General features: G+C 60.7%; 19 protein-coding genes, 2 tRNA genes and 1 rRNA gene. 17 read left to right on the top strand and 5 right to left on the bottom strand.

Annotated features, from left to right (window positions below; translation table 11 throughout):
* Window positions 1–80: 80 nt before the first annotated feature.
* On the bottom strand, window positions 81–1,490 hold the full coding sequence (locus tag pbN1_RS04550) for a sensor histidine kinase (protein ID WP_169201556.1): 1,410 nt from the start codon (window positions 1,488–1,490) through the stop codon (window positions 81–83).
* Window positions 1,491–1,684: 194 nt separating this feature from the next.
* On the opposite strand from pbN1_RS04550, the gene pbN1_RS04545 reads away from it, so the two are divergent.
* On the top strand, window positions 1,685–2,902 hold the full coding sequence (locus pbN1_RS04545) for an IS256 family transposase (RefSeq protein ID WP_169204317.1): 1,218 nt from the start codon (window positions 1,685–1,687) through the stop codon (window positions 2,900–2,902).
* Between the two features lie 302 nt (window positions 2,903–3,204).
* Window positions 3,205–3,822 (top strand): bactofilin family protein, encoded by a 618-nt coding sequence (locus pbN1_RS04540; RefSeq protein ID WP_169204253.1) that lies wholly within the window; start codon window positions 3,205–3,207, stop codon window positions 3,820–3,822.
* Between the two features lie 79 nt (window positions 3,823–3,901).
* Here the strand turns inward: pbN1_RS04540 and pbN1_RS04535 are convergent, their stop codons facing one another.
* A complete protein-coding gene (locus pbN1_RS04535; RefSeq protein ID WP_169204252.1) occupies window positions 3,902–4,549 on the bottom strand; it encodes a transglycosylase SLT domain-containing protein in 648 nt (215 codons plus the stop codon).
* Window positions 4,550–4,569: 20 nt separating this feature from the next.
* The gene (locus tag pbN1_RS04530) at window positions 4,570–6,321 is read right to left on the bottom strand and encodes a proline--tRNA ligase (RefSeq protein WP_169204251.1); all 1,752 of its coding nucleotides are present in this window, start codon (window positions 6,319–6,321) and stop codon (window positions 4,570–4,572) included.
* A 199-nt stretch (window positions 6,322–6,520) separates the two neighbouring features.
* On the opposite strand from pbN1_RS04530, the gene pbN1_RS04525 reads away from it, so the two are divergent.
* The 7 genes from pbN1_RS04525 to coq7 all read left to right on the top strand — a co-directional run bounded on the left by pbN1_RS04525 (window position 6,521) and on the right by coq7 (window position 11,665).
* Window positions 6,521–7,051, top strand: coding sequence for an RNA pyrophosphohydrolase (locus pbN1_RS04525; protein WP_169117600.1), 531 nt, complete (start codon window positions 6,521–6,523; stop codon window positions 7,049–7,051).
* A 260-nt stretch (window positions 7,052–7,311) separates the two neighbouring features.
* A complete protein-coding gene (locus pbN1_RS04520; RefSeq protein WP_210147654.1) occupies window positions 7,312–7,905 on the top strand; it encodes a CBS domain-containing protein in 594 nt (197 codons plus the stop codon).
* Between the two features lie 156 nt (window positions 7,906–8,061).
* Window positions 8,062–8,481, top strand: coding sequence for a rubrerythrin family protein (locus pbN1_RS04515; RefSeq protein WP_169204071.1), 420 nt, complete (start codon window positions 8,062–8,064; stop codon window positions 8,479–8,481).
* 94 nt (window positions 8,482–8,575) lie between these two features.
* Window positions 8,576–9,916, top strand: coding sequence for a heterodisulfide reductase-related iron-sulfur binding cluster (locus pbN1_RS04510; RefSeq protein WP_169204072.1), 1,341 nt, complete (start codon window positions 8,576–8,578; stop codon window positions 9,914–9,916).
* A 12-nt stretch (window positions 9,917–9,928) separates the two neighbouring features.
* Window positions 9,929–10,516, top strand: a complete 588-nt coding sequence (locus pbN1_RS04505) for a DUF3501 family protein (protein ID WP_169204073.1) — start codon at window positions 9,929–9,931, stop codon at window positions 10,514–10,516.
* A complete protein-coding gene (locus pbN1_RS04500; protein ID WP_169204074.1) occupies window positions 10,513–11,025 on the top strand; it encodes a CNP1-like family protein in 513 nt (170 codons plus the stop codon). The genes pbN1_RS04505 and pbN1_RS04500 overlap by 4 nt, the downstream gene beginning before the upstream one ends.
* 19 nt (window positions 11,026–11,044) lie before the next feature.
* Entirely contained in the window at window positions 11,045–11,665 is a 621-nt protein-coding gene (gene coq7 / locus pbN1_RS04495; RefSeq protein ID WP_169204075.1) for a 2-polyprenyl-3-methyl-6-methoxy-1,4-benzoquinone monooxygenase, read from the top strand.
* 39 nt (window positions 11,666–11,704) lie between these two features.
* Here the strand turns inward: coq7 and pbN1_RS04490 are convergent, their stop codons facing one another.
* Entirely contained in the window at window positions 11,705–12,124 is a 420-nt protein-coding gene (locus pbN1_RS04490) for an OsmC family protein (RefSeq protein WP_169117611.1), read from the bottom strand.
* A 547-nt stretch (window positions 12,125–12,671) separates the two neighbouring features.
* On the opposite strand from pbN1_RS04490, the gene rplM reads away from it, so the two are divergent.
* From rplM to erpA, 4 genes are all read left to right on the top strand, one after another.
* Complete coding sequence (gene rplM, locus pbN1_RS04485) at window positions 12,672–13,100, top strand: 50S ribosomal protein L13 (protein WP_169204076.1); 429 nt, start codon at window positions 12,672–12,674, stop codon at window positions 13,098–13,100.
* 13 nt (window positions 13,101–13,113) lie between these two features.
* A complete protein-coding gene (gene rpsI, locus pbN1_RS04480) occupies window positions 13,114–13,506 on the top strand; it encodes a 30S ribosomal protein S9 (RefSeq protein ID WP_169204077.1) in 393 nt (130 codons plus the stop codon).
* Window positions 13,507–13,633: 127 nt separating this feature from the next.
* The gene (gene argC, locus pbN1_RS04475) at window positions 13,634–14,662 is read left to right on the top strand and encodes an N-acetyl-gamma-glutamyl-phosphate reductase (RefSeq protein WP_169204078.1); all 1,029 of its coding nucleotides are present in this window, start codon (window positions 13,634–13,636) and stop codon (window positions 14,660–14,662) included.
* A gap of 89 nt (window positions 14,663–14,751) precedes the next feature.
* Window positions 14,752–15,102, top strand: coding sequence for an iron-sulfur cluster insertion protein ErpA (gene erpA, locus pbN1_RS04470; RefSeq protein ID WP_169204079.1), 351 nt, complete (start codon window positions 14,752–14,754; stop codon window positions 15,100–15,102).
* 89 nt (window positions 15,103–15,191) lie between these two features.
* Here erpA and pbN1_RS04465 read toward each other — a convergent pair whose 3' ends face one another.
* On the bottom strand, window positions 15,192–16,433 hold the full coding sequence (locus tag pbN1_RS04465) for a peptidoglycan DD-metalloendopeptidase family protein (RefSeq protein ID WP_425305752.1): 1,242 nt from the start codon (window positions 16,431–16,433) through the stop codon (window positions 15,192–15,194).
* 157 nt (window positions 16,434–16,590) lie between these two features.
* Between pbN1_RS04465 and tyrS the strand changes: the two genes are divergently transcribed.
* From tyrS to pbN1_RS04445, 4 genes are all read left to right on the top strand, one after another.
* Window positions 16,591–17,790 (top strand): tyrosine--tRNA ligase, encoded by a 1,200-nt coding sequence (tyrS, locus tag pbN1_RS04460; RefSeq protein WP_169204081.1) that lies wholly within the window; start codon window positions 16,591–16,593, stop codon window positions 17,788–17,790.
* Between the two features lie 372 nt (window positions 17,791–18,162).
* Window positions 18,163–19,698: ribosomal RNA gene (locus tag pbN1_RS04455) — 16S ribosomal RNA — on the top strand.
* A 72-nt stretch (window positions 19,699–19,770) separates the two neighbouring features.
* Window positions 19,771–19,847: transfer RNA gene (locus tag pbN1_RS04450), tRNA-Ile, on the top strand.
* A gap of 11 nt (window positions 19,848–19,858) precedes the next feature.
* A tRNA-Ala gene (locus pbN1_RS04445) sits at window positions 19,859–19,934 on the top strand.
* The last annotated feature ends 61 nt before the right edge of the window (window positions 19,935–19,995 follow it).

Raw genomic sequence — 19,995 nt, 5'->3', positions numbered from 1 at the left:
CGAATATCCTTCCGACGAACACCGGTCGCCGTGCCGCAGAAGTTGCCGGGAGCGACGAGGCAGAGCGACCCGTTTCAGTTTCAGCTTTCATTGGGAAGCGCGATCCTGAAATGGGCGCCCACGGAGGTCGGCACCAGCTCGATTTTCCCGCCATGCGCGTGGATGAATTCGCGCACGATCGAAAGCCCCAAGCCACTGCCATGACGCGGCGCTGCCGGTTGCCGGCTCCCTTGGTAAAAAGGTTCGAAGATGCGTTCGGATTCGTTTTCAGGCACGCCAGGTCCCTCGTCGATGCAGTCGATCGTCACGTCGCGCAGTTCGCGGGCGATTTTCAGGCGGACTTTGCCCCCGTGCGGACTGAACGAGATCGCGTTTGCGACCAGGTTTGCGAGCGCGATCCGCAGCTTGTCGGGGTCGGCGGTCAACGGCGGGATATTGCCGTTTACGTCGATATCGACGTGAAGATCCCGGCTCTGTATCTGCAATTGCTGTTCCGCGACCACCGACTCGACGAGCGGTCGCAATGCCACTTTCCAGCGCTTCAGGCTGCGCGCGTCGAACACCGCGGCGTTGTAGCCTAGCAATCCTTCGATGCGCAGCTGCAGCGCGCGGGTATTGTGTTCAAGAATGGCCACCACTTCGTGCTGCTCGGTCGTGAGCCCGCCGACAACGCCGTCCTTGAGCAGCGCGATGCCTTCGCGCAGGGATGCAAGCGGAGTTTTCAGTTCGTGCGAGACGTGGCGCAGCACTCGCGTACGGTTCGCTTCCAGGTCGGCGAGGCGCATCCGCAGCCAGTCCAGTCGCCGCCCGACCCGGCGCAGGTCGGCCGGCCCGCCAATGATGACCGGTTCGTCGAAGCGGCTCTCGCCGAGGGCCTCGATCGCGCCTTCGACCCTATTCAGCGGCCGCAGCACCCACCATCCGGTGAGCGCCGCGAGCAGGAGGGCCGCCGTCACCGCCACCAACAGGTGCCACGCCAGTTGTTCCCGATTGCCGTCGAGTTCGTCGAGCAGCCGTTTCGACTCCGCGTCCAGCTGCAGGCGGAGTTCCGCGGCGAGATGCTCGTTGAGGATCGGTAACTCGCCGAGTGCCCGGAGCGCGGCGTCGGCGCCCGCGCGAGCGTTCAACGCTGCCGCGGCCCGGTTGGAGGCGTCGATCCACTGGTTGACGAGCCCTTGCGATTTCGCGCCTCCGAGACCGGCAATCCACACCAGCGCCGTCATCGAGTCGTCGCGCGCCTGCTCGAACCGCTCGAGCAGCACGGGATCGTCGAGGACCAGGAACTGGCGGGCGCTGCGTTCCATATCCACCGTGCGTTCACCCAGTTGCTGGAGCGCGCTGGAAAAACCGAGCGCGTGCCCTGCGCCTTCGCGACTGCGCGCCGCAAAGTCTTCGAGGGTCAGCAGTCCGCCGAGCGCTGCGGTGCCGAGGATCGCGGCGATCAGCAGAAAGCTCGCAAGCAGCGTGGAACTGAAGGACAGGCGGGACATGGACGGCCGGCGAATGAGCTCGAAGTCCGGCGTCGCAGTTTAGTGCGCGGTTTCGGCCGAGATCCGTAAGGAAATGCAAGCTGGCGGATTGAGTCCGTAAACTGCTGTAAATCGAGTGGCAGGTAGCCACCGCTTCAGTTCGGTACGATGACGTTGTCGAAGCGTTGATCAACCGAAGAAAGGCAGGCGAAGCGATGGCTGGATATGATGTTAGCGTAGGGCGTGATTTGTTGCCAGGGCTGTTGAGCGGTCAGGACGGGCTGGCGAAACTGGTAGAAGCGGTTCTGAACCAGATACTGGAGGCGCAAGTGACAGAAGCGTTGGGAGCGGAGCGGCACGAACGCACGGAAGAGCGCGCCGGCTACCGCAACGGCACGCGAGCACGCACGCTCTACACACGGGTGGGGCCGGTGACGCTGCTGGTGCCGCAGACGCGGGATGGCAGCTTCTCGACAGAGATCTTCAAGCGTTACCAGAGGAGCGAGCAGGCGTTTGTACTGGCGCTGATGGAGATGGTCGTGCAAGGCGTCTCGACGCGGAAAGTATCGGCGATCACCGAGGAGCTGTGCGGCACGAGCTTTTCCAAATCGACGGTCAGCGCGCTCTGCGCCGGACTGGACGGACGTGTCGGTGCCTTCAACGAGCGACGGCTCGAAGGCGATTACCCGTTTGTTCTGGTCGATGCGCTGTTCATCAAGAGCAGGGAAGGCGACCGCGTCGTATCGCGCGCCGCACTGGTCGTGTCGGGCATCAGGAGTGACGGCTACCGCGAAATTCTCGGCGTGAAGATCGGCGACACGGAGAGTTTCGCCACTTGGGATGAGACGTTCCGCTGGCTCAAAGGCCGGGGGTTGAAAGGCGTCATGTTCGTCGTTTCCGACAGCCACGGCGGGCTGACGCAGGCGGTCGCAAAGCATTTTCAGGGGGTGACCTGGCAGCGCTGCCAGGTGCATCTGATGCGCAACATTCTGGGGAGCTGCAGCGCCAAGATCCGGGCCGACGTGGCGGCGGCAGCCAAACTCGTCTTCCAGGCGGCGGACATGGCCGAGGCCAAGCGCCGGCTCGCCGAATTCGTCGAGCGCTTCGAGAAAACGGCGGCAAAGGCCGTGGCGTGCATCGAGGAAGGTTTCGCCGACGCAATGGCGGTCATGGCGCTGCCAGAGAAATACCGGCGGCGGCTGCGCACGACCAACATGCAGGAGCGGCTCAACGAAGAGATTCGCCGTCGCGAGCGGGTGATCCGCATCTTCCCCAACGACGAATCCGCCCTGCGCCTGATCGGCGCCCTGTTGGCCGAGCAGAACGAGGTCTGGCAGGAAAGACGATATCTGGATATGGATGAATTCGCGGAGTGGGTCGCCGCCCGCGCCGCCGCCGGCGAGAGCAACAACGTTGTTGCTCTCGCCGGATAAAAACCATTCGTCATCATCCGGGCTGAAGAGAATTTACAGCAGATTTTGGACTTGACTAGCTGGCGCTTTTTGGCTACACAAATGTCGCTCTGAAGCGACATAAATAAATCAATATAATTCAAATGCTTAATATGAATTGGTGTTTGAGATGTCGTTTCATGGCGACATCAGAACGCAAAAAATCTCGTGTACTGTTCCAGCTTATATTCGTATGAATATGAATATAAAAGACTAAATCGATATGGCGTGGATTTTGCATTCGCGTCGCTAGTCGTCTGACGCGAATTCACCCAGGAGAGATCATGTTCAGCAAATCCCCAGTGTTCCCGAAAGCTGCCGATCCACAGGCCGCTCGTGGACAGCGCATCGGGTCGGGCAATTTCGCAGCCGCTCAGCCGGCCGGGCTGGTCAGCAGTTCTGCCGAGATGTCCCAGCCGGCACGCGATGCCGGCACGAGCAGTGTGGCAGGCGGGACAGCGTCGACCACTCTTCCTCGCGCCAACGAGGCCGCGGAGGACGCGGGCTACGGTTCCGGCAGCCGCCTCATCGTCGGGCCGGAGGTCAAGCTCAAAGGCGCGGAGATCCTGGATTGCGACACGCTGATCGTCGAGGGTCGCGTCGAAGCGACCATGGACAGCCGCGTCATTCGCATCGCCGAAAGCGGCTCGTTCGCCGGGACGGTCGGCATCGACATCGCGGAAATCCACGGCCGGTTCGACGGCGAACTCACTGCGCGCACCCAACTCGTGATCCATGCGACGGGCCGTGTCAGCGGCAAGATCCGCTACGGCAAGATCCTGATCGAGGAAGGCGGCGAACTGTCTGGCGACGTCCAGTCCCTGGCTTCGGCGAAGGAAGCGGGGAGGGCCGTGCCGCGCGAGGAGTCGACGCCGAAAGTCGCAGTCGTGGGCGCCAGCTGACGATTGTCGTGCCTGAGCGACACGCGCCAGGAGGCGGCTCGCGGGAGGCCGGTCGCCGCAGGCATGCCCGCTCTTCAGTTCAGTTCGCGCGGCTCCCGCGGTCATCGGACGCGAGCCGCAGCGACTGGTAGCTCCAGTGCTTCTCCCACGCCGCCCGCACCAGGTTTGGGTACTCGGGCTTGCCGAGGCTGCCGTTGTAGCGTCCCAGCGCCCGGTACAGATCGCCTTTTTCGATGTCGAGGTAGTGGCGCAGGATCGTGCAGCCGTAGCGCAGGTTCGTACGCAGGTGGAAGAGATTATCTTCCGGCAGGCCGATCGCCTTGATCCAGAACGGCATCACCTGCATGAAGCCGCGCGCTCCGGCGCTCGACACCGCGTATTTCCGGAAAGCGCTCTCGACCTGGATCAAGCCCAGCACGAGTTGCGGATCGAGTCCCGCCCGCGTGGCTTCATAGTGCACTGCGGTCAGCAATTCTTCCCGGTAATGACGGTCCGGGATGCGTTTTTCGAGACGGCGGGACATATCCTGCAGCCAGCGTACCCGCTCCCCCTCGTTCGCAATCAGGAGTCCCGGAGCGCCGGCGTCGCTGACTGCCGCGTGCAGCGCCGAGCGCACGCTCGCCGCCATCGGTTCGTACTGCTGGCGGCCGGCGAGCGCCTGGTCCGGGGCGCCGGCGAGACCCGCGAGCAGAGCGAGGCTCAGCACGAGGCTGCCCGCGGCACTCATGCCGCCGCTATCGGCGTTCCTCACGCGGCCGGCTGGAGCTTCGAGCCGACGAAGGCTGCGAGTTCGGCAAGCGGAATCTTCGCCGCCTCGGCGTCGCGTCGCCCCTGATATTCGGCTATCCCTTCTTTCAGTCCGCGATCGCCGATGACGACGCGATGCGGCACGCCGATCAGTTCCCAGTCGGCGAACATCACGCCGGGACGCTCGTCGCGGTCGTCGAGGATCACGTCGATGCCGCCGGCGAGCAGCGTTTCGTAGAGCTTCATCGCTTCGTCGCGCACCGCTTCGGACTTGCCCCAGCCGACCGGGCAGACGACGACGCGGAACGGTGCGATCGCGTCCGGCCAGATGATGCCGCGGGCGTCGTGATTCTGTTCGATCGCCGCACCGAGGATGCGCGTGACGCCGATGCCGTAGCAGCCCATTTCAAAATGCTTCGGCTTGCCATCCTCATCGAGGAAGGTCGCGTTCATCGACTGCGAGTATTTGGTGCCGAGGTAGAAAACGTGGCCGACCTCGATGCCGCGCTGGACCGCGAGCCGTCCCATGCCGTCCGGGCTCGGATCGCCTTCGACGACGTTGCGCAGGTCGGCGACGAGATCGGGTTCCGGCAGGTCGCGGCCCCAGTTCGTGCCGGTCAAGTGGAAGTCCGCCTCGTTGGCGCCGCAGATGAAGTCGGCCATGTTCGCGACGGTGCGGTCGGCGACGACCTTGACGGCCTTGTTCAGGCCCACGGGCCCGAGGTAGCCGGGCTTGCAGCCGAAGCGCTCGGTGATCTCGGTTTCCGTCGCAAAGCGGAACCCCGCTTTCAGGCCGGGGAGCTTGCCCGCCTTGACCTCGTTCAGTTCGTGATCGCCCCGCACGAGCAGCAGCCACACCGTGACGCCGGCCGGCTTGCCCGCGTCATCGACGTCATCGGTCGCGAGGACAAGTGATTTCACCGTCGTCGCGAGCGGCACGCCGAGAAGCTTCGCGACCTCTTCGCAGGTCGTCCTGCCCGGGGTGGAGGTCTTCTCGAGCGCCTTGCCCGGCGCGGCGCGGGTCGCCAGCAACGGCAGCGCTTCGGCAAGTTCGATGTTGGCCGCGTAGGCGGAACCCGGGCAGTAGACGATTGCATCCTCGCCGGTGTCGGCGATGACCTGGAATTCATGTGAGCGATCCCCGCCGATCGCCCCGGTGTCGGCAGCGACGGCGCGGTACGTCAGGCCGAGCCGGTCGAAAATACGGCAGTAGGCGGCGTACATCGCGTCGTAGCTGCGGCCCGCGGCCGCCGCGTCGCGGTCGAACGAATAGGCGTCCTTCATCGTGAATTCGCGGCCACGCATCACGCCGAACCGCGGCCGGCGCTCGTCGCGGAACTTCGTCTGGATCTGGTAGAAGTTCTTCGGCAGCTGGCGATAGCTCTTCAATTCCTGACGAGCGATGTCGGTGACCACTTCCTCGGACGTGGGTTGCAGCGCGAAGTCGCGTTGGTGCCTATCCTTGAAGCGCAGCATCTCGGCGCCCATCTGTTCCCAGCGGCCGGTTTCGTCCCAGAGTTCGGCGGGCTGAACGAGCGGCATCGTCAGTTCAAGTGCACCGGCACGGTTCATTTCCTCGCGCACGATATCCTCGACCTTGCGGATCACGCGCAGGCCGATGGGAAGGTAACTGTAGATGCCGGCTGCGACTTTGCGGATGAAGCCCGCGCGCAGCATCAGTTTCTGGCTGACGACCTCGGCGTCCGAGGGGGCTTCCTTGAGGGTGGAGATGAAATACTGGCTGGCGCGCATGCTGGATCCGGGGGTCGGGCTGGTGAGCAAAGACGCGATTTTACCGTGTCGACGACCGATATGCAGATCGCGGTACGCCGCCCGGCCCGCTGCACACCCGCCGCGAAGCTGCGGAACGGGAACGCTTCCGGTGGTGCGCCTTTCCAAGCCTCTGTAAATGTGGAAAAATTGTGACAGTTCTTGAATTGAAGGTTTGATCATGCTCGATCGTGAAGGCTATCGCCCGAACGTCGGCATCATTCTGGTCAACACGCGCAATGAGGTTTTCTGGGGCAAGCGGATCCGTGAGCATTCGTGGCAGTTCCCGCAAGGTGGCATCAAGCACGGCGAAACGCCGGAGCAGGCCATGTTCCGTGAACTGTTCGAGGAAGTGGGTCTGCGTCCCGAGCATGTGAAGATTCTCGGCCGCACGCGTGGTTGGTTGCGGTACGACGTTCCGAAGCACTGGATCAAACGGGAATGGCGCAATACCTACCGGGGACAGAAGCAAATCTGGTTTCTGTTGCGTTTGGTGGGGCGTGATTCCGACGTCTGTCTGCGAGCCAGCACTCATCCGGAGTTCGATGCCTGGCGCTGGAGTGACTATTGGGTGCCGCTGGAAGCCGTGATTGAGTTCAAGCGGCAGGTGTACCAGCAGGCGTTGTTCGAACTGTCGAAAACATTGTTCCGGACGCGACCCCGGGATCCACCTGAGGCCTACAAGGTACTGACCGAAGTGCGCGAGCCTTGAGCGCCATTCCTTGTCGCCCCGCATGCCGATGTTCGTCATGCGGGGCGTTTTCTTTGAGCGGACGCCCGGATCCCCGGGTTCCGTCGGTTGACGGCGATGAACTCCACGGAAACGATCGGGTCGAACTGATGCTTCCGGGCCGTTCGGCTGCGGCCTCTGCAAAGCTTCTCGGACATGAAAAAGATGCGCTTGCGGCAGCCAGAAAAGACCATCGGCATGCGGTTGGCACGCTTGTCAATATTCTGTAATGGGAGGTGTCCATGAACCGGGAATTCGATCCGCTTCCGCAAGCGCGCCTGGCGGGCCTGCATTGCGAAGTCGCAAGAACCGATAACAACCGCCGGGTCTCCCGCAACTCCCCGGCGATAGAGGTCATGACCGACCTCACGAGAATTCCCGCGGCGACGATCGCGGCTGAAACGTCGCTGGCCGATGCCAACCGCGCCATGATCCTGCGCGGAGTGCGACTGTTGCTGGTGACCGATTCGCGTCACCAGGTGATGGGCGTGATTTCGGTCGCCGACCTGCTGGGCGAAGGCCCGGTGCGGACCGCACAGGAACGCGGCACGCGGGTCGGCGAACTGACCGTCGATTCCGTCATGACGCCACTCGAGCGCACCGAGGCCGTCGAGCTCGGCGAGGTCATGCGCGCGGACGTGGGGCATGTTCTCGCGACGCTGAAACGTTCTGGTCGGCAGCATGCCCTGGTGCTGGAACGCTGCGAGGGCGGGCGGGGCCTGATCAGGGGGATTTTCTCGGCCTCACAGATCGCGCGCCAGCTCGGTGAACCCCAGCCGGTCAGCACCGAGATCGCGAGGAATTTCGCCGAGATCGAAGCGGCAATCTCCGCCTGACACGACATGCCGGGGTCGCAGGGCGTCTCATAGGGATTTCCAATCCGGCAGATAGCATGGATCAATTTTCTCTGGCGGGATTCGTCTTCTAGCTTTTAATTATCTCCGGGGAGTCGCGGAGAAGGTCGTCCGTGGGAACAGATAAAGGAGACGAAGATGCTACTCAAAGGATCGAAGACCGAGGGAAACCTGAAAGCCGCTTTTGCAGGCGAATCGCAGGCGAACCGCCGTTATCTTTATTTTGCCGCGAAAGCGGACGTCGAAGGCCAGAACGACGTTGCCGCGGTATTCCGTTCGACGGCCGAAGGCGAGACCGGGCATGCGCACGGACACCTCGAATACCTCGAGGCCTGCGGTGACCCGGCCACCGGCCTGCCGATCGGAGCCACTCGCGCGAACCTTGGCGCCGCCATTGCGGGCGAGACTTACGAATACACCGACATGTACCCCGGCATGGCGAAAACGGCGCGGGAGGAAGGTTTCGAGGAAATATCGGATTGGTTCGAGACGCTGGCAAAGGCCGAGCGGTCGCACGCGAACCGTTTCCAGAAGGCGCTCGACGCTCTGCAGGATTGAGGACTGGCAGAAGCGGACCGGGAGCGCCCGCATCTTGCGGGGGTGTGGGACCGGCCATTAGGCCATTCGGCCGGAACGACGAGAGAGGTTTCTCATGTCGAAGCGAGAAGGCAGCCTGGATGCGCCCACTCGTCATCCGGTCGCGTGGCGCGAAGCGGAATACTACGCCGAGGCGCCGCTGCAGGACGAACTCGAACGGGTGTTCGGAATCTGCCATGGGTGCCGTCGTTGTGTGAACCTCTGCAACGCCTTCCCGACTTTGTTCGACTTGGTCGATGAGGGGAAAACGGGCGAAGTCGATGGTGTCGAAAAGCGCGACTTCTGGAAAGTCGTCGATCAGTGCTATCTGTGCGACGTCTGCTTCATGACGAAGTGTCCGTATGTCCCGCCGCACCCGTGGAACGTCGATTTTCCGCACCTGATGCTGCGTGCGAAAGCGGTCAAGTTCCGCAAGCGTGAAGTGCGGTTGCGCGACAGGATCCTGACCAACACCGATGCGATCGGCAAGCTCGCCGCGATTCCCGTGATCGCCCAGACCGTCAATGCGGCCAATCGTAACGGGGTCGCGCGTGCGGCACTGCAGACAGCGCTGGGCGTCGACAAACGGCGCGAGCTGCCGCCTTACGCGCCGGCCAGATTTCGTCGCACGGTACAACTGCAGGCACAATGGCCCGTACGCGATGGCGAGCGTACGTCGGGCAAGGTCGCGATCTTCTCGACCTGCTATGTCAATTACAACGAACCGGGCATCGGCCACGATCTCGCCGCGGTGCTCGCGCACAACCGGATTCCGGCTGTCATGGCGAAACACGAGGCGTGCTGCGGTATGCCGAAGCTGGAACTGGGCGATTTCAGCGGCGTCGAGCGGCTCAAAGAACAGAATATCCCCGCGCTTGCGGAACTCGCGGCCGCAGGGTACGCGATCCTTGCGCCGGTGCCGTCGTGCGCGTTGATGTTCAAGCAAGAACTGCCACTGCTGTTTCCGGACGATGCTCCCGTCCGGGCGGTTGCCCAGGCGATGTTCGATCCATTCGAGTATTTCGTGCTGCGCAACCGCGACGGACTCTTGGAGACCGACTTCAAGCAGCCCCTAGGCAAGGTCGCGTATCACATTCCCTGCCACAGCCGGGTACAGAACGTCGGGCAGAAAACGCGCGAGATGTTGCAACTCGTTCCCGGCACCGAAGTCGTGACCGTCGAGCGTTGTGCCGGACATGACGGTACGTGGGGAGTCAAGCAGGAACATTTCGAACAGTCGATGCGGATCGGTCGTCCGGTGTTTCGCCGGATGGCCGAAGTCCGGCCGGACTGCATAAGTTCGGATTGTCCGATCGCTGCTCGTCATATCCAGCAAGGGATTCGCGACGGCGGGGCCGATCTGCAAGCGGAAAAGGTCCATCCATTGACGCTGCTGCGCAGGGCCTACGGCTTGTGAGGATGCAACATCATGAGTGCGATCAGCCGCGAAAGCCTGCTCAGCCTCGAAGAATACGCCCGGCAGCGCACCGCTTTCCGGAGCCGCGTCATGGCGCACAAAAAGGATCGGACGGTGCGCATCGGAGAGCATGTCACGCTGGTCTTCGAGGACGAATTGACGATCCGCTACCAGATTCAGGAGATGCTTCGCATCGAGCGGACTTTCGAGGACGACGGCATCCGCGATGAACTCGACGTATACAACCCGCTCGTGCCCGACGGTAGCAACTGGAAGGCGACGATGCTAATCGAGTTCCCCGACGTGACCGAGCGTCTCCTGAGGCTTCGGCGGCTGATCGGGGTCGAGCGCCGCGTGTGGGTGAAGGTGGCCGGGTCCGAGCCGGTTTTTTCGATTGCCGACGAGGATCTGGAACGTGACAATGCCGAAAAGACCTCTGCGGTGCATTTCCTTCGATTCGAACTGCCGCCGGACATGATCCGGGCGGTGAGGGCCGGTGGAGCGCTCGCAATCGGGATCGATCATCCGGCTTACTCTGCCGCGGTGGATCCGCTGCCCGAGAGGATTCGTTTGTCCCTGTGCGGAGACCTGCAAGCTTGAAACCGTTCCAAACCATCGTCCAAGCGGGGGTTTCGGCCCTCGTGTTCTTTTCCGGGGCCGCTTGCGCCGGCCTTTTCAGCGACCCGGATCCGAACTGGAAGGAAGGCGACTACGAGTTGCCGGCTCCGCCGCTTCCCTCTGCGTTGCGCGAATTCCCCGTCGATGTGACTTCGCGCAATCGTTTTCTGCTCGACGAGCATAGCCTGACAGTGGGCGAGGACGGTGTCGTCCGCTACGTGCTTGTGGTGCACACCACGGGTGGAGCCGAGAACGTCACTTTCGAAGGCATTCGCTGCGAGGTGGCCGGATGGCGCATCTATGCGGTCGGCCGCGACGGAGGCGAGTGGGCGGTGGCGCGCGACGCCGGCTGGCAGCCGATCATCGACACCGCGTACAACCGTCCGCGTGCAGCTTTGGCTAAGGAATATTTCTGCGACGGACCGGTCCCGCCGCGCAACGTCGGCGAAGTGCTGCGGCGGCTGCGTGGCATGGAGCCGGCATTGAAATGACCGACATTTCGAGGTGTTCATGATCGACGAAGCGATTGTCCAGTTCGACAAGGCGTTGCGCACGCTATTCGCTCCCGCGCGTAGCGTGCGCCCGGTCCCCGGCGCCGACGTGCCCGAAACGCATCTGGGGGATCGTGACCGGCAACATGTCGCGGCCCTGATGCGCGTCAACCACAGCGGCGAGATCTGCGCCCAGGCGCTGTACCAGGGGCAGTCGATGAGCGCGGGCGACCTCGACGTCAAACGCGAGCTAGCGCGGGCATCGGATGAGGAAACCGAGCACCTGGCATGGACCGAGCAGCGCATTTCCGAACTCGGCGGGCGCAAGAGCCTGCTGAATCCGCTGTGGTACGGCGGGTCGCTGGCGCTGGGGCTGCTAGCCGGGAGGCTTGGCGACCGATGGAATCTCGGCTTCCTTGCCGAAACCGAGCGCCAGGTCGAAGCGCATCTCAGCGGCCATCTGGAACATTTGCCCCCCGAGGACCGCAAGTCTCGTGAAATCCTCGAGCAGATGAAGGCGGACGAGGCGCATCACGCCGACGTCGCGCGCGCCCTCGGGGCTCACGAACTGCCTGCGCCCTTCAGGGGAGCGATGAGATTGATGGCCCGCGTGATGACGGCGACCGCGTATCGGGTATAGCGAGCAAAACGCGTGCGGCGCGTCGAGCAGGCAGCGCCGTTACTCGCACTCGACGATGTCCCATTCGTGCACCAATTCGGCGGTCTTGCCAAGCATGATCGACGCCGAGCAGTATTTCTCTGCTGATAGATGAATCGCGCGCTCCACCGCCTCGGCCTTCAGCCCTTTACCCCGCACGGTGTAGTGAAAAGTGATGCGGGTGAACACCTTCGGGTCTGCTTCCGCTCGCTCGCCCGAGAGCTTTACCTCGCAGCCGCGAACATCCTGGCGTCCGCGTTTCAGGATCAATACGACGTCGAACGCCGTGCACCCGCCAGCGCCGGCAAGCATCATTTCCATCGGCCGGGGGGCAAGGTTCCGGCCGCCCGCCTCCGGAGCGCCATCCATCGCCACGACGTGACCGGTGCCGGTTTCCGCGAGGAAGGTCATTCCATCGACCCACTTGATAGTGCATTCCATCATCTACTCCGTTGTCCGCTTGATGAGCGAGGAAACCTCTGGGCGAGGCGGAGCGGCATTTTACCGGATGGCAATCCGATACGGCCAACCAGACGTGGGATGGAGCCAGTATCCAAGTTTTCTATTGCGGTGCAATAATACACCTTAAATGCATAATAACGTGTCACGCTGAGGCGGGCATCTGTTGGCCATGATGGCCAGATAAATTGATTTATATCAATAGTTTGTTTGTAAATAAGCAATGTTTATAAAGTAATCAAAACATTTATAGTGCAATGCACAATAAAAGCTTGTGACGGGGGGCGTGTTTCAGGATAATCGTACTCAGTCGGATCGAGATGGTTTCGTGATCCAAGCGGTGTCTCCTCCACCCTCCTCCTTTGGTGTGGATTTAACGCAGTCCTGCATGGACTGCGTTTTTTTTGCCTCCTCCCTTGTGGCAGGGCTGCGGTAGCCTGAATTTGACTTCCCGGCAGGCTTGCGGGTACCATCACGAGCTTTCCGTTTATTGGCCTTCGCCCTAGGCCGGACAAGATCGAGGATTCGAATGAAAACGTTTTCTGCCAAGCCGCACGAAGTCAAGCGCGACTGGTTTGTTGTCGACGCGTCGGACAAGGTGCTTGGCCGGCTTGCCGCCGAAGTGGCCCGTCGCCTCCGTGGCAAGCACAAGGCCATCTACACGCCGCACGTCGATACGGGTGACTTCATCGTCGTCGTCAATGTCGAAAGGCTGCGGGTGACCGGCAACAAGGCGCTGGACAAGAAGTATTACCGTCATACTGGTTATCCGGGCGGAATCTACGAAACCAACTTCACCAAGCTGCAGCAGCGCTTTCCTGAGCGCGTGCTGGAAAAGGCGGTGAAGGGCATGCTGCCGAAGGGGCCGTTGGGTTACGCCATGCTGAAGAAGCTGAAGTGCTACGCGGGTGGTGAACATCCGCATTCCGCTCAGCAGCCCCAAGTTCTCGAGATCTGACAGGAGCCGATCAATGGCTGTGAGTTACAACTACGGCACCGGCCGCCGCAAGACTGCGGTTGCCCGTGTGTTCATCAAGCCGGGTTCCGGCAACATCGTCGTCAACGGCAAGCCGGTCGACGAGTTCTTTTCGCGCGAAACCGGCCGCATGATCGTGCGCCAGCCGCTCGTGCTGACCGAAAACGACGGCCGCTTCGACATCATGGTCAATGTGACCGGGGGCGGCGAGTCGGGTCAGGCCGGCGCCGTTCGCCACGGTATCACCCGTGCGCTGATCGAATATGATGCAGAACTCAAGCCCGTGCTGCGCAAGGCCGGCTTCGTGACTCGTGATGCTCGCGAAGTCGAACGGAAGAAGGTCGGTTTCCGCAAGGCGCGTCGCCGCAAGCAATTCTCGAAGCGCTGATACTTTCGTATCCGCGAGCAGAAAAGCCGCCCCTCGAGGCGGCTTTTCTCGTTTCGAATTCAAGAATTCAATTGGTGCGAGTGCGATAATTCATTGCTCACGAAGACAGACACGGCAAGGAGAAGGCATGATTAAAATTGGTGTAGTCGGTGGAACGGGGTATACCGGGGTGGAACTGCTGAGGCTGCTTGCCCGCCACCCCGAGGCGGACCTGGTTGCGATCACCTCGCGCGGCGACGCCGGTTTGCCCGTTTCCGACATGTTTCCGAGTCTGCGCGGCCGTGTCGATCTTCGCTTCGTAGCCCCGCAGGACGCGGCGCTCGACCGCTGCGATGTGGTCTTCTTCGCCACGCCGAACGGAATTGCAATGCAGCAGGCGAGGGAACTCGTCGACGCCGGTGTGCGGCTGATCGATCTGGCGGCGGATTTCCGCATCCGCGACGTTGCGGAATGGGAGAAGTGGTATGGGATGAAGCATGCTTCGCCAGATCTGGTAGCCGAGGCAGTGTACGGCTTGCCCGAGCGGAACCGCGAACGCATTCGTTCGGCTCGCGTACTGGCTAATCCCGGTTGCTACCCGACAGCAGTCCAACTGGGCTTTCTGCCGTTGATCGAGTCCGGTGCGGCGGATCTGTCGCATTTGATCGCGGATGTGAAATCCGGCGTTTCGGGTGCGGGACGCAAGGCGGAAGTGCATACGTTGTTTGCCGAGGCTGCCGACAACTTCAAAGCTTACGGAGTGGCGGGACACCGGCATCTTCCCGAGATTCGTCAAGGACTCGAGGCGATGGCCGGGCAGTGTGTCGGCCTCACCTTTGTTCCACATTTGACGCCGATGATCCGGGGCATCCATGCGACGCTTTATGCAAGGCTTTCGAAGGATGTGAATGTGCAGAAGCTGTTTGAAGAACGATATCAGGATGAGCCCTTTGTCGACGTTCTACCCGCAGGCAGTCATCCGGAAACCCGTTCGGTGAGGGCAAGCAACCTTTGCCGCGTGGCTGTCCATCGGCCGCAGGGCGGCGAGGTCGTCGTGGTCCTGTCGGTCATCGATAACCTCGTCAAGGGTGCGGCCGGCCAAGCCGTCCAGTGCATGAACATCATGTTTGACCTGGATGAGTCGCTGGGGCTCGATATCGTTCCGGTGTCCCCGTAAGGGAACTATCGGATGGACCGGTGATCGGATTTTGACGAAAATGCTTCGTGTGGCGCATCATGTGCCAGTGTTCTGATAGAGGAGAAAATATGAACACCGTAGTTGATACCCCAGAACTGATGGTCTTCACTGACAGTGCGGCCACGAAGGTAAAGGAACTGATTGAGGAGGAGGGCAACCCCGAACTGAAGCTGCGCGTTTTCGTGAGCGGTGGGGGGTGTTCCGGTTTCCAGTACGGTTTCACGTTCGATGAGGAAGTGAACGACGACGATACTGCCTTCGAAAAAAATGGCGTGACGTTGCTGGTCGATCCGATGAGCTACCAGTACTTGGTAGGTGCCGAAATCGATTACAGCGAGGGGCTGGAAGGGTCCCAGTTCGTGATTCGCAATCCGAACGCGACAAGTACTTGCGGCTGCGGTTCTTCGTTTTCTGCGTGAGCGGAAAGAAGCCTGTCCTCTGCAAGGCAAGGCAAGAACGGGGTGCTGGTGCACCCCGTTTTCTTTTCAGCCTTCCAGAGCGGGAAAGCTCAATTGGCTTGAGCCACCAGTGCTCGATTCAGCAGCGCCAATCGTTGTAGCAGTGGGGCAGTCTGGCTCTTGAATGCCGCGAGGGCGGTGGGTCCCAGTGGCTGGACGGTAGGTAGCGCAATTTTCATGGGATCATGCGCAACGTTGTTCACGCGGATCTCGTAGTGCAGGTGCGGGCCGGTCGCCCAGCCCGTCGACCCTACATAGCCGATCAGATCCCCTTGCCTGATTTTGGCGCCTTTTCGAAGACCGCCGGCAAAACCATTGAGGTGAGCATAGGCGGTGGAATAGCGGTCCCTGTGTTGCAAGATAACGATGTTGCCGTAACCGTTCTGCCTGCCTGCATAGTTTACAACCCCGTCGGAGGCCGCCTTCACAGGTGTGCCGGTCGGCGCTGCAAAGTCCACGCCGTTGTGACTGCGCCAACTCCGGTGAATCGGATGCAGGCGCCGCCCGAATGTGGACGAGATTCTGGAGAACTCGAGAGGGTACCGGAGGTACGCCTCATTAAGCCCGCGACCTTCCGGTGTGTAGTACGCCTCGCTCCCGTCCGCATCGCGATGGAGTACCACGGCATATTTTTTCCCTTGGTTGACGAACTCGGCCGCCAGCACTCGCCCACTACCAGCAGGAGCCCCCTTGTCGTAAATCGTCTCGTAGACGACACTGAATTGATCTCCTGCACGCAGATCGGAGCTGAAATCGATCTCGGTGCCAAAAATTTCCGCAAGCTTTGTTGCGACGCTGTCGGGAACACCTACCGAATCCGTTGCGCCGAAAAGTGTATGGCGGATCGTTCCAGAGCGCATCTCGATGTGGGTATCGACCTTCAGGGGGTCTCGGCCGCGGGAGCGGATCCCCTCCGAAGTGCGCTCGATCGTGAAGCGCGAATCGCCTCTCGCGACTGGCAAAGTCAATGAAACGAGCTTTCCGCGGCCGTCAACGAGCGCCAATACGGAGCGCCCTGCACGCAACTGACGAAGTGCGCTTCGGCTTTCGGGATCGCTAGACAGGAAGTCGAGTGCTTCCTGGTCATCGATCTTGATACGGCGAAAGAGCGCCTGAATCGTATCGCCCGGCTGCACTCGTTCGTCGAAAACGAAGGGGATGGGCGCATTGGCACTAGGCTGGATGGTGACGGAACCCAGCTGCTCGATGACCGATTGCACCGGAAACGGCGGCAAGGCATCCCCAGGGACCATTGCAGTCGCCGCGACGACGCTCAGAAGCGAGGTGCCCACGAGAGTCCCAAGCATCCAGCGCCGGCGACCGGAAGGGAGATAGTGGGGCAGTTCGGCTAGAATCCTGATTTTTCGTGCCTGCATGGGAAACACTGGGCAAAAAACTTGCGCGAGTTTAGCAAAGTTTTTCCGGCTGCCCTAACGAATGGAGAAATGCATGACTGACGTACAGGCGGCCCTTGAGCTGATAAAGCGGGGAGCTGAAGAGTTACTGATCGAAGCGGAACTTGTCGAAAAACTCAAATCGGATCGCCCTCTGCGCGTGAAGGCGGGTTTCGACCCGACGGCACCCGATCTGCACCTGGGGCACACTGTCCTGCTCAACAAGTTGCGGCACTTTCAGGAACTGGGCCATCAGGTTATGTTTCTGATCGGTGACTTTACCGCAATGATCGGTGATCCCTCGGGGAAGAACACCACTCGGCCACCCTTGTCGCGTGAGCAGATCCTCGAAAATGCTCGCACCTATCAGGAGCAAGTGTTCAAGATTCTCGATCCGGACAAGACGGAGATCTGCTTTAACTCCTCGTGGATGGAGTCCCTCGGGGCAGCGGGGATGATTCGTCTCGCATCGCGGCACACGGTGGCGCGCATGCTGGAGCGGGACGATTTCGCAAAGCGCTACGCAGGAGGGCAGGCCATCGCGATCCACGAGTTTCTGTACCCTCTGTGTCAGGGTTACGACTCGGTGGCGATGCGGGCGGATGTCGAGCTTGGGGGGACAGACCAGAAATTCAATCTGCTGGTCGGCAGAGAGCTTCAGAAGCATGACCGGCAGGCCCCCCAGTGCGTGTTGATGATGCCGCTGCTGGAGGGGCTCGACGGCGTTAACAAGATGTCGAAGTCGCTTGGCAACTACATAGGTATCACGGAAGCGCCCCGCGAAATTTTCGGGAAGATCATGTCGATTTCCGATAGTTTGATGTGGCGCTATTTCGAGTTGCTGTCATTCCGTCCTGCGGGCGAGATTGCGCACTATCGCGCCGAGGTCGAAGGTGGGAGTAATCCGCGTGAACTGAAGGTGTTGCTGGCGCAGGAGATCGTGGCCCGGTTCCACAACCATGCTGCTGCAGAGGACGCGCTAGCCGATTTCGAGGCGCGATTCCGACGGGGTGCATTGCCAGACGAGATGCCTGAAGTGAATGTCACGGTCGGGGATGGCGGTTTGCCGGTTTTCCAGGTCGTCAAACAGGCAGGACTGACCGGAAGCACATCGGAAGCGCTGCGTATGATTGAGCAGGGCGCGGTTCGACTGAATGGAGAGCGAGTCGAGGACAAGGGTCTTGTGCTTCGGCGCGATCAAACGGTTGTCCTGCAGGTCGGAAAACGGAAGTTTGTATCTGTTGTGCTGAATTGATAGGGGCTTTTCCGTGATCAAGAAGCCCCTTGTCTCCGAAGAATGTTGGACGAGTCATTGACATCGCCATTCTACCATCTATAATTCGCCCCTCTTCGCGGCACCGGGGGTTTTGGCAGTGCGGTGCGGTGCGAGGTGGCGGTAGAGGGAGTCTCCCCGGTTGGCAGGAAAGGGATCGGAGGGGGTTGACAGCGGCAGCAAAGTTTGTCAGAATCTCTTTCTCGCTGTATCGCAGCGGTTCTTTAAAAAGTTGAACAACCGATAAGTGTGGGTACTGGGTTGCTGCGGTGAAGAATTGCCTTCGGGCAGTTTTGGCATTGCAAAGATTGAGTGCTCACGAGTCAGTAATGATTTTGAGTACTTTGTTGGATTGAACTTAAGAGTTTGATCCTGGCTCAGATTGAACGCTGGCGGCATGCTTTACACATGCAAGTCGAACGGCAGCGGGGGCTTCGGCCTGCCGGCGAGTGGCGAACGGGTGAGTAATGCATCGGAACGTACCCAGTCGTGGGGGATAACTACGCGAAAGCGTAGCTAATACCGCATACGCCCTGAGGGGGAAAGCGGGGGACCTTCGGGCCTCGCGCGATTGGAGCGGCTGATGTCGGATTAGCTAGTTGGTGGGGTAAAGGCCTACCAAGGCGACGATCCGTAGCTGGTCTGAGAGGATGATCAGCCACACTGGGACTGAGACACGGCCCAGACTCCTACGGGAGGCAGCAGTGGGGAATTTTGGACAATGGGCGCAAGCCTGATCCAGCCATGCCGCGTGAGTGAAGAAGGCCTTCGGGTTGTAAAGCTCTTTCAGACGGAAAGAAATCGGGCGCGTGAATAGCGTGCCTGGATGACGGTACTGTCAGAAGAAGCACCGGCTAACTACGTGCCAGCAGCCGCGGTAATACGTAGGGTGCGAGCGTTAATCGGAATTACTGGGCGTAAAGCGTGCGCAGGCGGTTGTGTAAGACAGGTGTGAAATCCCCGGGCTTAACCTGGGAACTGCGCTTGTGACTGCACGGCTAGAGTACGGCAGAGGGGGGTGGAATTCCACGTGTAGCAGTGAAATGCGTAGATATGTGGAGGAACACCGATGGCGAAGGCAGCCCCCTGGGCCGATACTGACGCTCATGCACGAAAGCGTGGGGAGCAAACAGGATTAGATACCCTGGTAGTCCACGCCCTAAACGATGTCGACTAGTTGTTCGGGAAGGTAACTTTCTGAGTAACGCAGCTAACGCGTGAAGTCGACCGCCTGGGGAGTACGGCCGCAAGGTTAAAACTCAAAGGAATTGACGGGGACCCGCACAAGCGGTGGATGATGTGGATTAATTCGATGCAACGCGAAAAACCTTACCTACCCTTGACATGCCTGGAATCCTTGAGAGATCGAGGAGTGCCTTCGGGAGCCAGGACACAGGTGCTGCATGGCTGTCGTCAGCTCGTGTCGTGAGATGTTGGGTTAAGTCCCGCAACGAGCGCAACCCTTGTCGTTAATTGCCAGCATTGAGTTGGGCACTTTAACGAGACTGCCGGTGACAAACCGGAGGAAGGTGGGGATGACGTCAAGTCCTCATGGCCCTTATGGGTAGGGCTTCACACGTCATACAATGGTCGGTACAGAGGGTTGCCAAGCCGTGAGGCGGAGCCAATCCCACAAAGCCGATCGTAGTCCGGATCGTAGTCTGCAACTCGACTACGTGAAGTCGGAATCGCTAGTAATCGCAGATCAGCATGCTGCGGTGAATACGTTCCCGGGTCTTGTACACACCGCCCGTCACACCATGGGAGTGGGTTTCACCAGAAGTAGGTAGCTTAACCTTCGGGAGGGCGCTTACCACGGTGAGATTCATGACTGGGGTGAAGTCGTAACAAGGTAGCCGTATCGGAAGGTGCGGCTGGATCACCTCCTTTCAAGAGATGAGGCCGCGGCGGCCCAGTATCCACAACTTATCGGTTGTTCAGGCAAAGAGCCTCGAGGCATGAGGGTCTGTAGCTCAGCTGGTTAGAGCACCGTCTTGATAAGGCGGGGGTCGTTGGTTCGAACCCAACCAGACCCACCAAGCGATCAAGCGGGGGATTAGCTCAGCTGGGAGAGCACCTGCTTTGCAAGCAGGGGGTCGACGGTTCGATCCCGTCATCCTCCACCAGCGTTTGGGGTGGGCAGGCGTCGAAGGGCTAAGCCGTGCGGATGGTGTCCGCAGGGCTTAG

It is taken from the genome of Aromatoleum bremense (assembly GCF_017894365.1).
Lineage (GTDB): Bacteria > Pseudomonadota > Gammaproteobacteria > Burkholderiales > Rhodocyclaceae > Aromatoleum > Aromatoleum bremense.
This window is presented reverse-complemented; position numbering and strand designations above follow the sequence as displayed.

Excerpts from the sequence above, each read along its gene's own strand:
- pbN1_RS04515 (WP_169204071.1), top strand. The coding sequence starts at position 8,062 with ATGCTACTCAAAGGATCGAAGACCGAGGGAAACCTGAAAGCCGCTTTT.
- tyrS (WP_169204081.1), top strand. The coding sequence starts at position 16,591 with ATGACTGACGTACAGGCGGCCCTTGAGCTGATAAAGCGGGGAGCTGAA.
- pbN1_RS04535 (WP_169204252.1), bottom strand. The coding sequence starts at position 4,549 with ATGAGTGCCGCGGGCAGCCTCGTGCTGAGCCTCGCTCTGCTCGCGGGT.
- pbN1_RS04550 (WP_169201556.1), bottom strand. The coding sequence starts at position 1,490 with ATGTCCCGCCTGTCCTTCAGTTCCACGCTGCTTGCGAGCTTTCTGCTG.
- rpsI (WP_169204077.1), top strand. The coding sequence starts at position 13,114 with ATGGCTGTGAGTTACAACTACGGCACCGGCCGCCGCAAGACTGCGGTT.
- argC (WP_169204078.1), top strand. The coding sequence starts at position 13,634 with ATGATTAAAATTGGTGTAGTCGGTGGAACGGGGTATACCGGGGTGGAA.
- pbN1_RS04540 (WP_169204253.1), top strand. The coding sequence starts at position 3,205 with ATGTTCAGCAAATCCCCAGTGTTCCCGAAAGCTGCCGATCCACAGGCC.
- pbN1_RS04525 (WP_169117600.1), top strand. The coding sequence starts at position 6,521 with ATGCTCGATCGTGAAGGCTATCGCCCGAACGTCGGCATCATTCTGGTC.
- pbN1_RS04505 (WP_169204073.1), top strand. The coding sequence starts at position 9,929 with ATGAGTGCGATCAGCCGCGAAAGCCTGCTCAGCCTCGAAGAATACGCC.
- erpA (WP_169204079.1), top strand. The coding sequence starts at position 14,752 with ATGAACACCGTAGTTGATACCCCAGAACTGATGGTCTTCACTGACAGT.
- pbN1_RS04520 (WP_210147654.1), top strand. The coding sequence starts at position 7,312 with ATGAACCGGGAATTCGATCCGCTTCCGCAAGCGCGCCTGGCGGGCCTG.
- pbN1_RS04510 (WP_169204072.1), top strand. The coding sequence starts at position 8,576 with ATGTCGAAGCGAGAAGGCAGCCTGGATGCGCCCACTCGTCATCCGGTC.
- pbN1_RS04530 (WP_169204251.1), bottom strand. The coding sequence starts at position 6,321 with ATGCGCGCCAGCCAGTATTTCATCTCCACCCTCAAGGAAGCCCCCTCG.
- rplM (WP_169204076.1), top strand. The coding sequence starts at position 12,672 with ATGAAAACGTTTTCTGCCAAGCCGCACGAAGTCAAGCGCGACTGGTTT.
- pbN1_RS04545 (WP_169204317.1), top strand. The coding sequence starts at position 1,685 with ATGGCTGGATATGATGTTAGCGTAGGGCGTGATTTGTTGCCAGGGCTG.
- coq7 (WP_169204075.1), top strand. The coding sequence starts at position 11,045 with ATGATCGACGAAGCGATTGTCCAGTTCGACAAGGCGTTGCGCACGCTA.
- pbN1_RS04490 (WP_169117611.1), bottom strand. The coding sequence starts at position 12,124 with ATGGAATGCACTATCAAGTGGGTCGATGGAATGACCTTCCTCGCGGAA.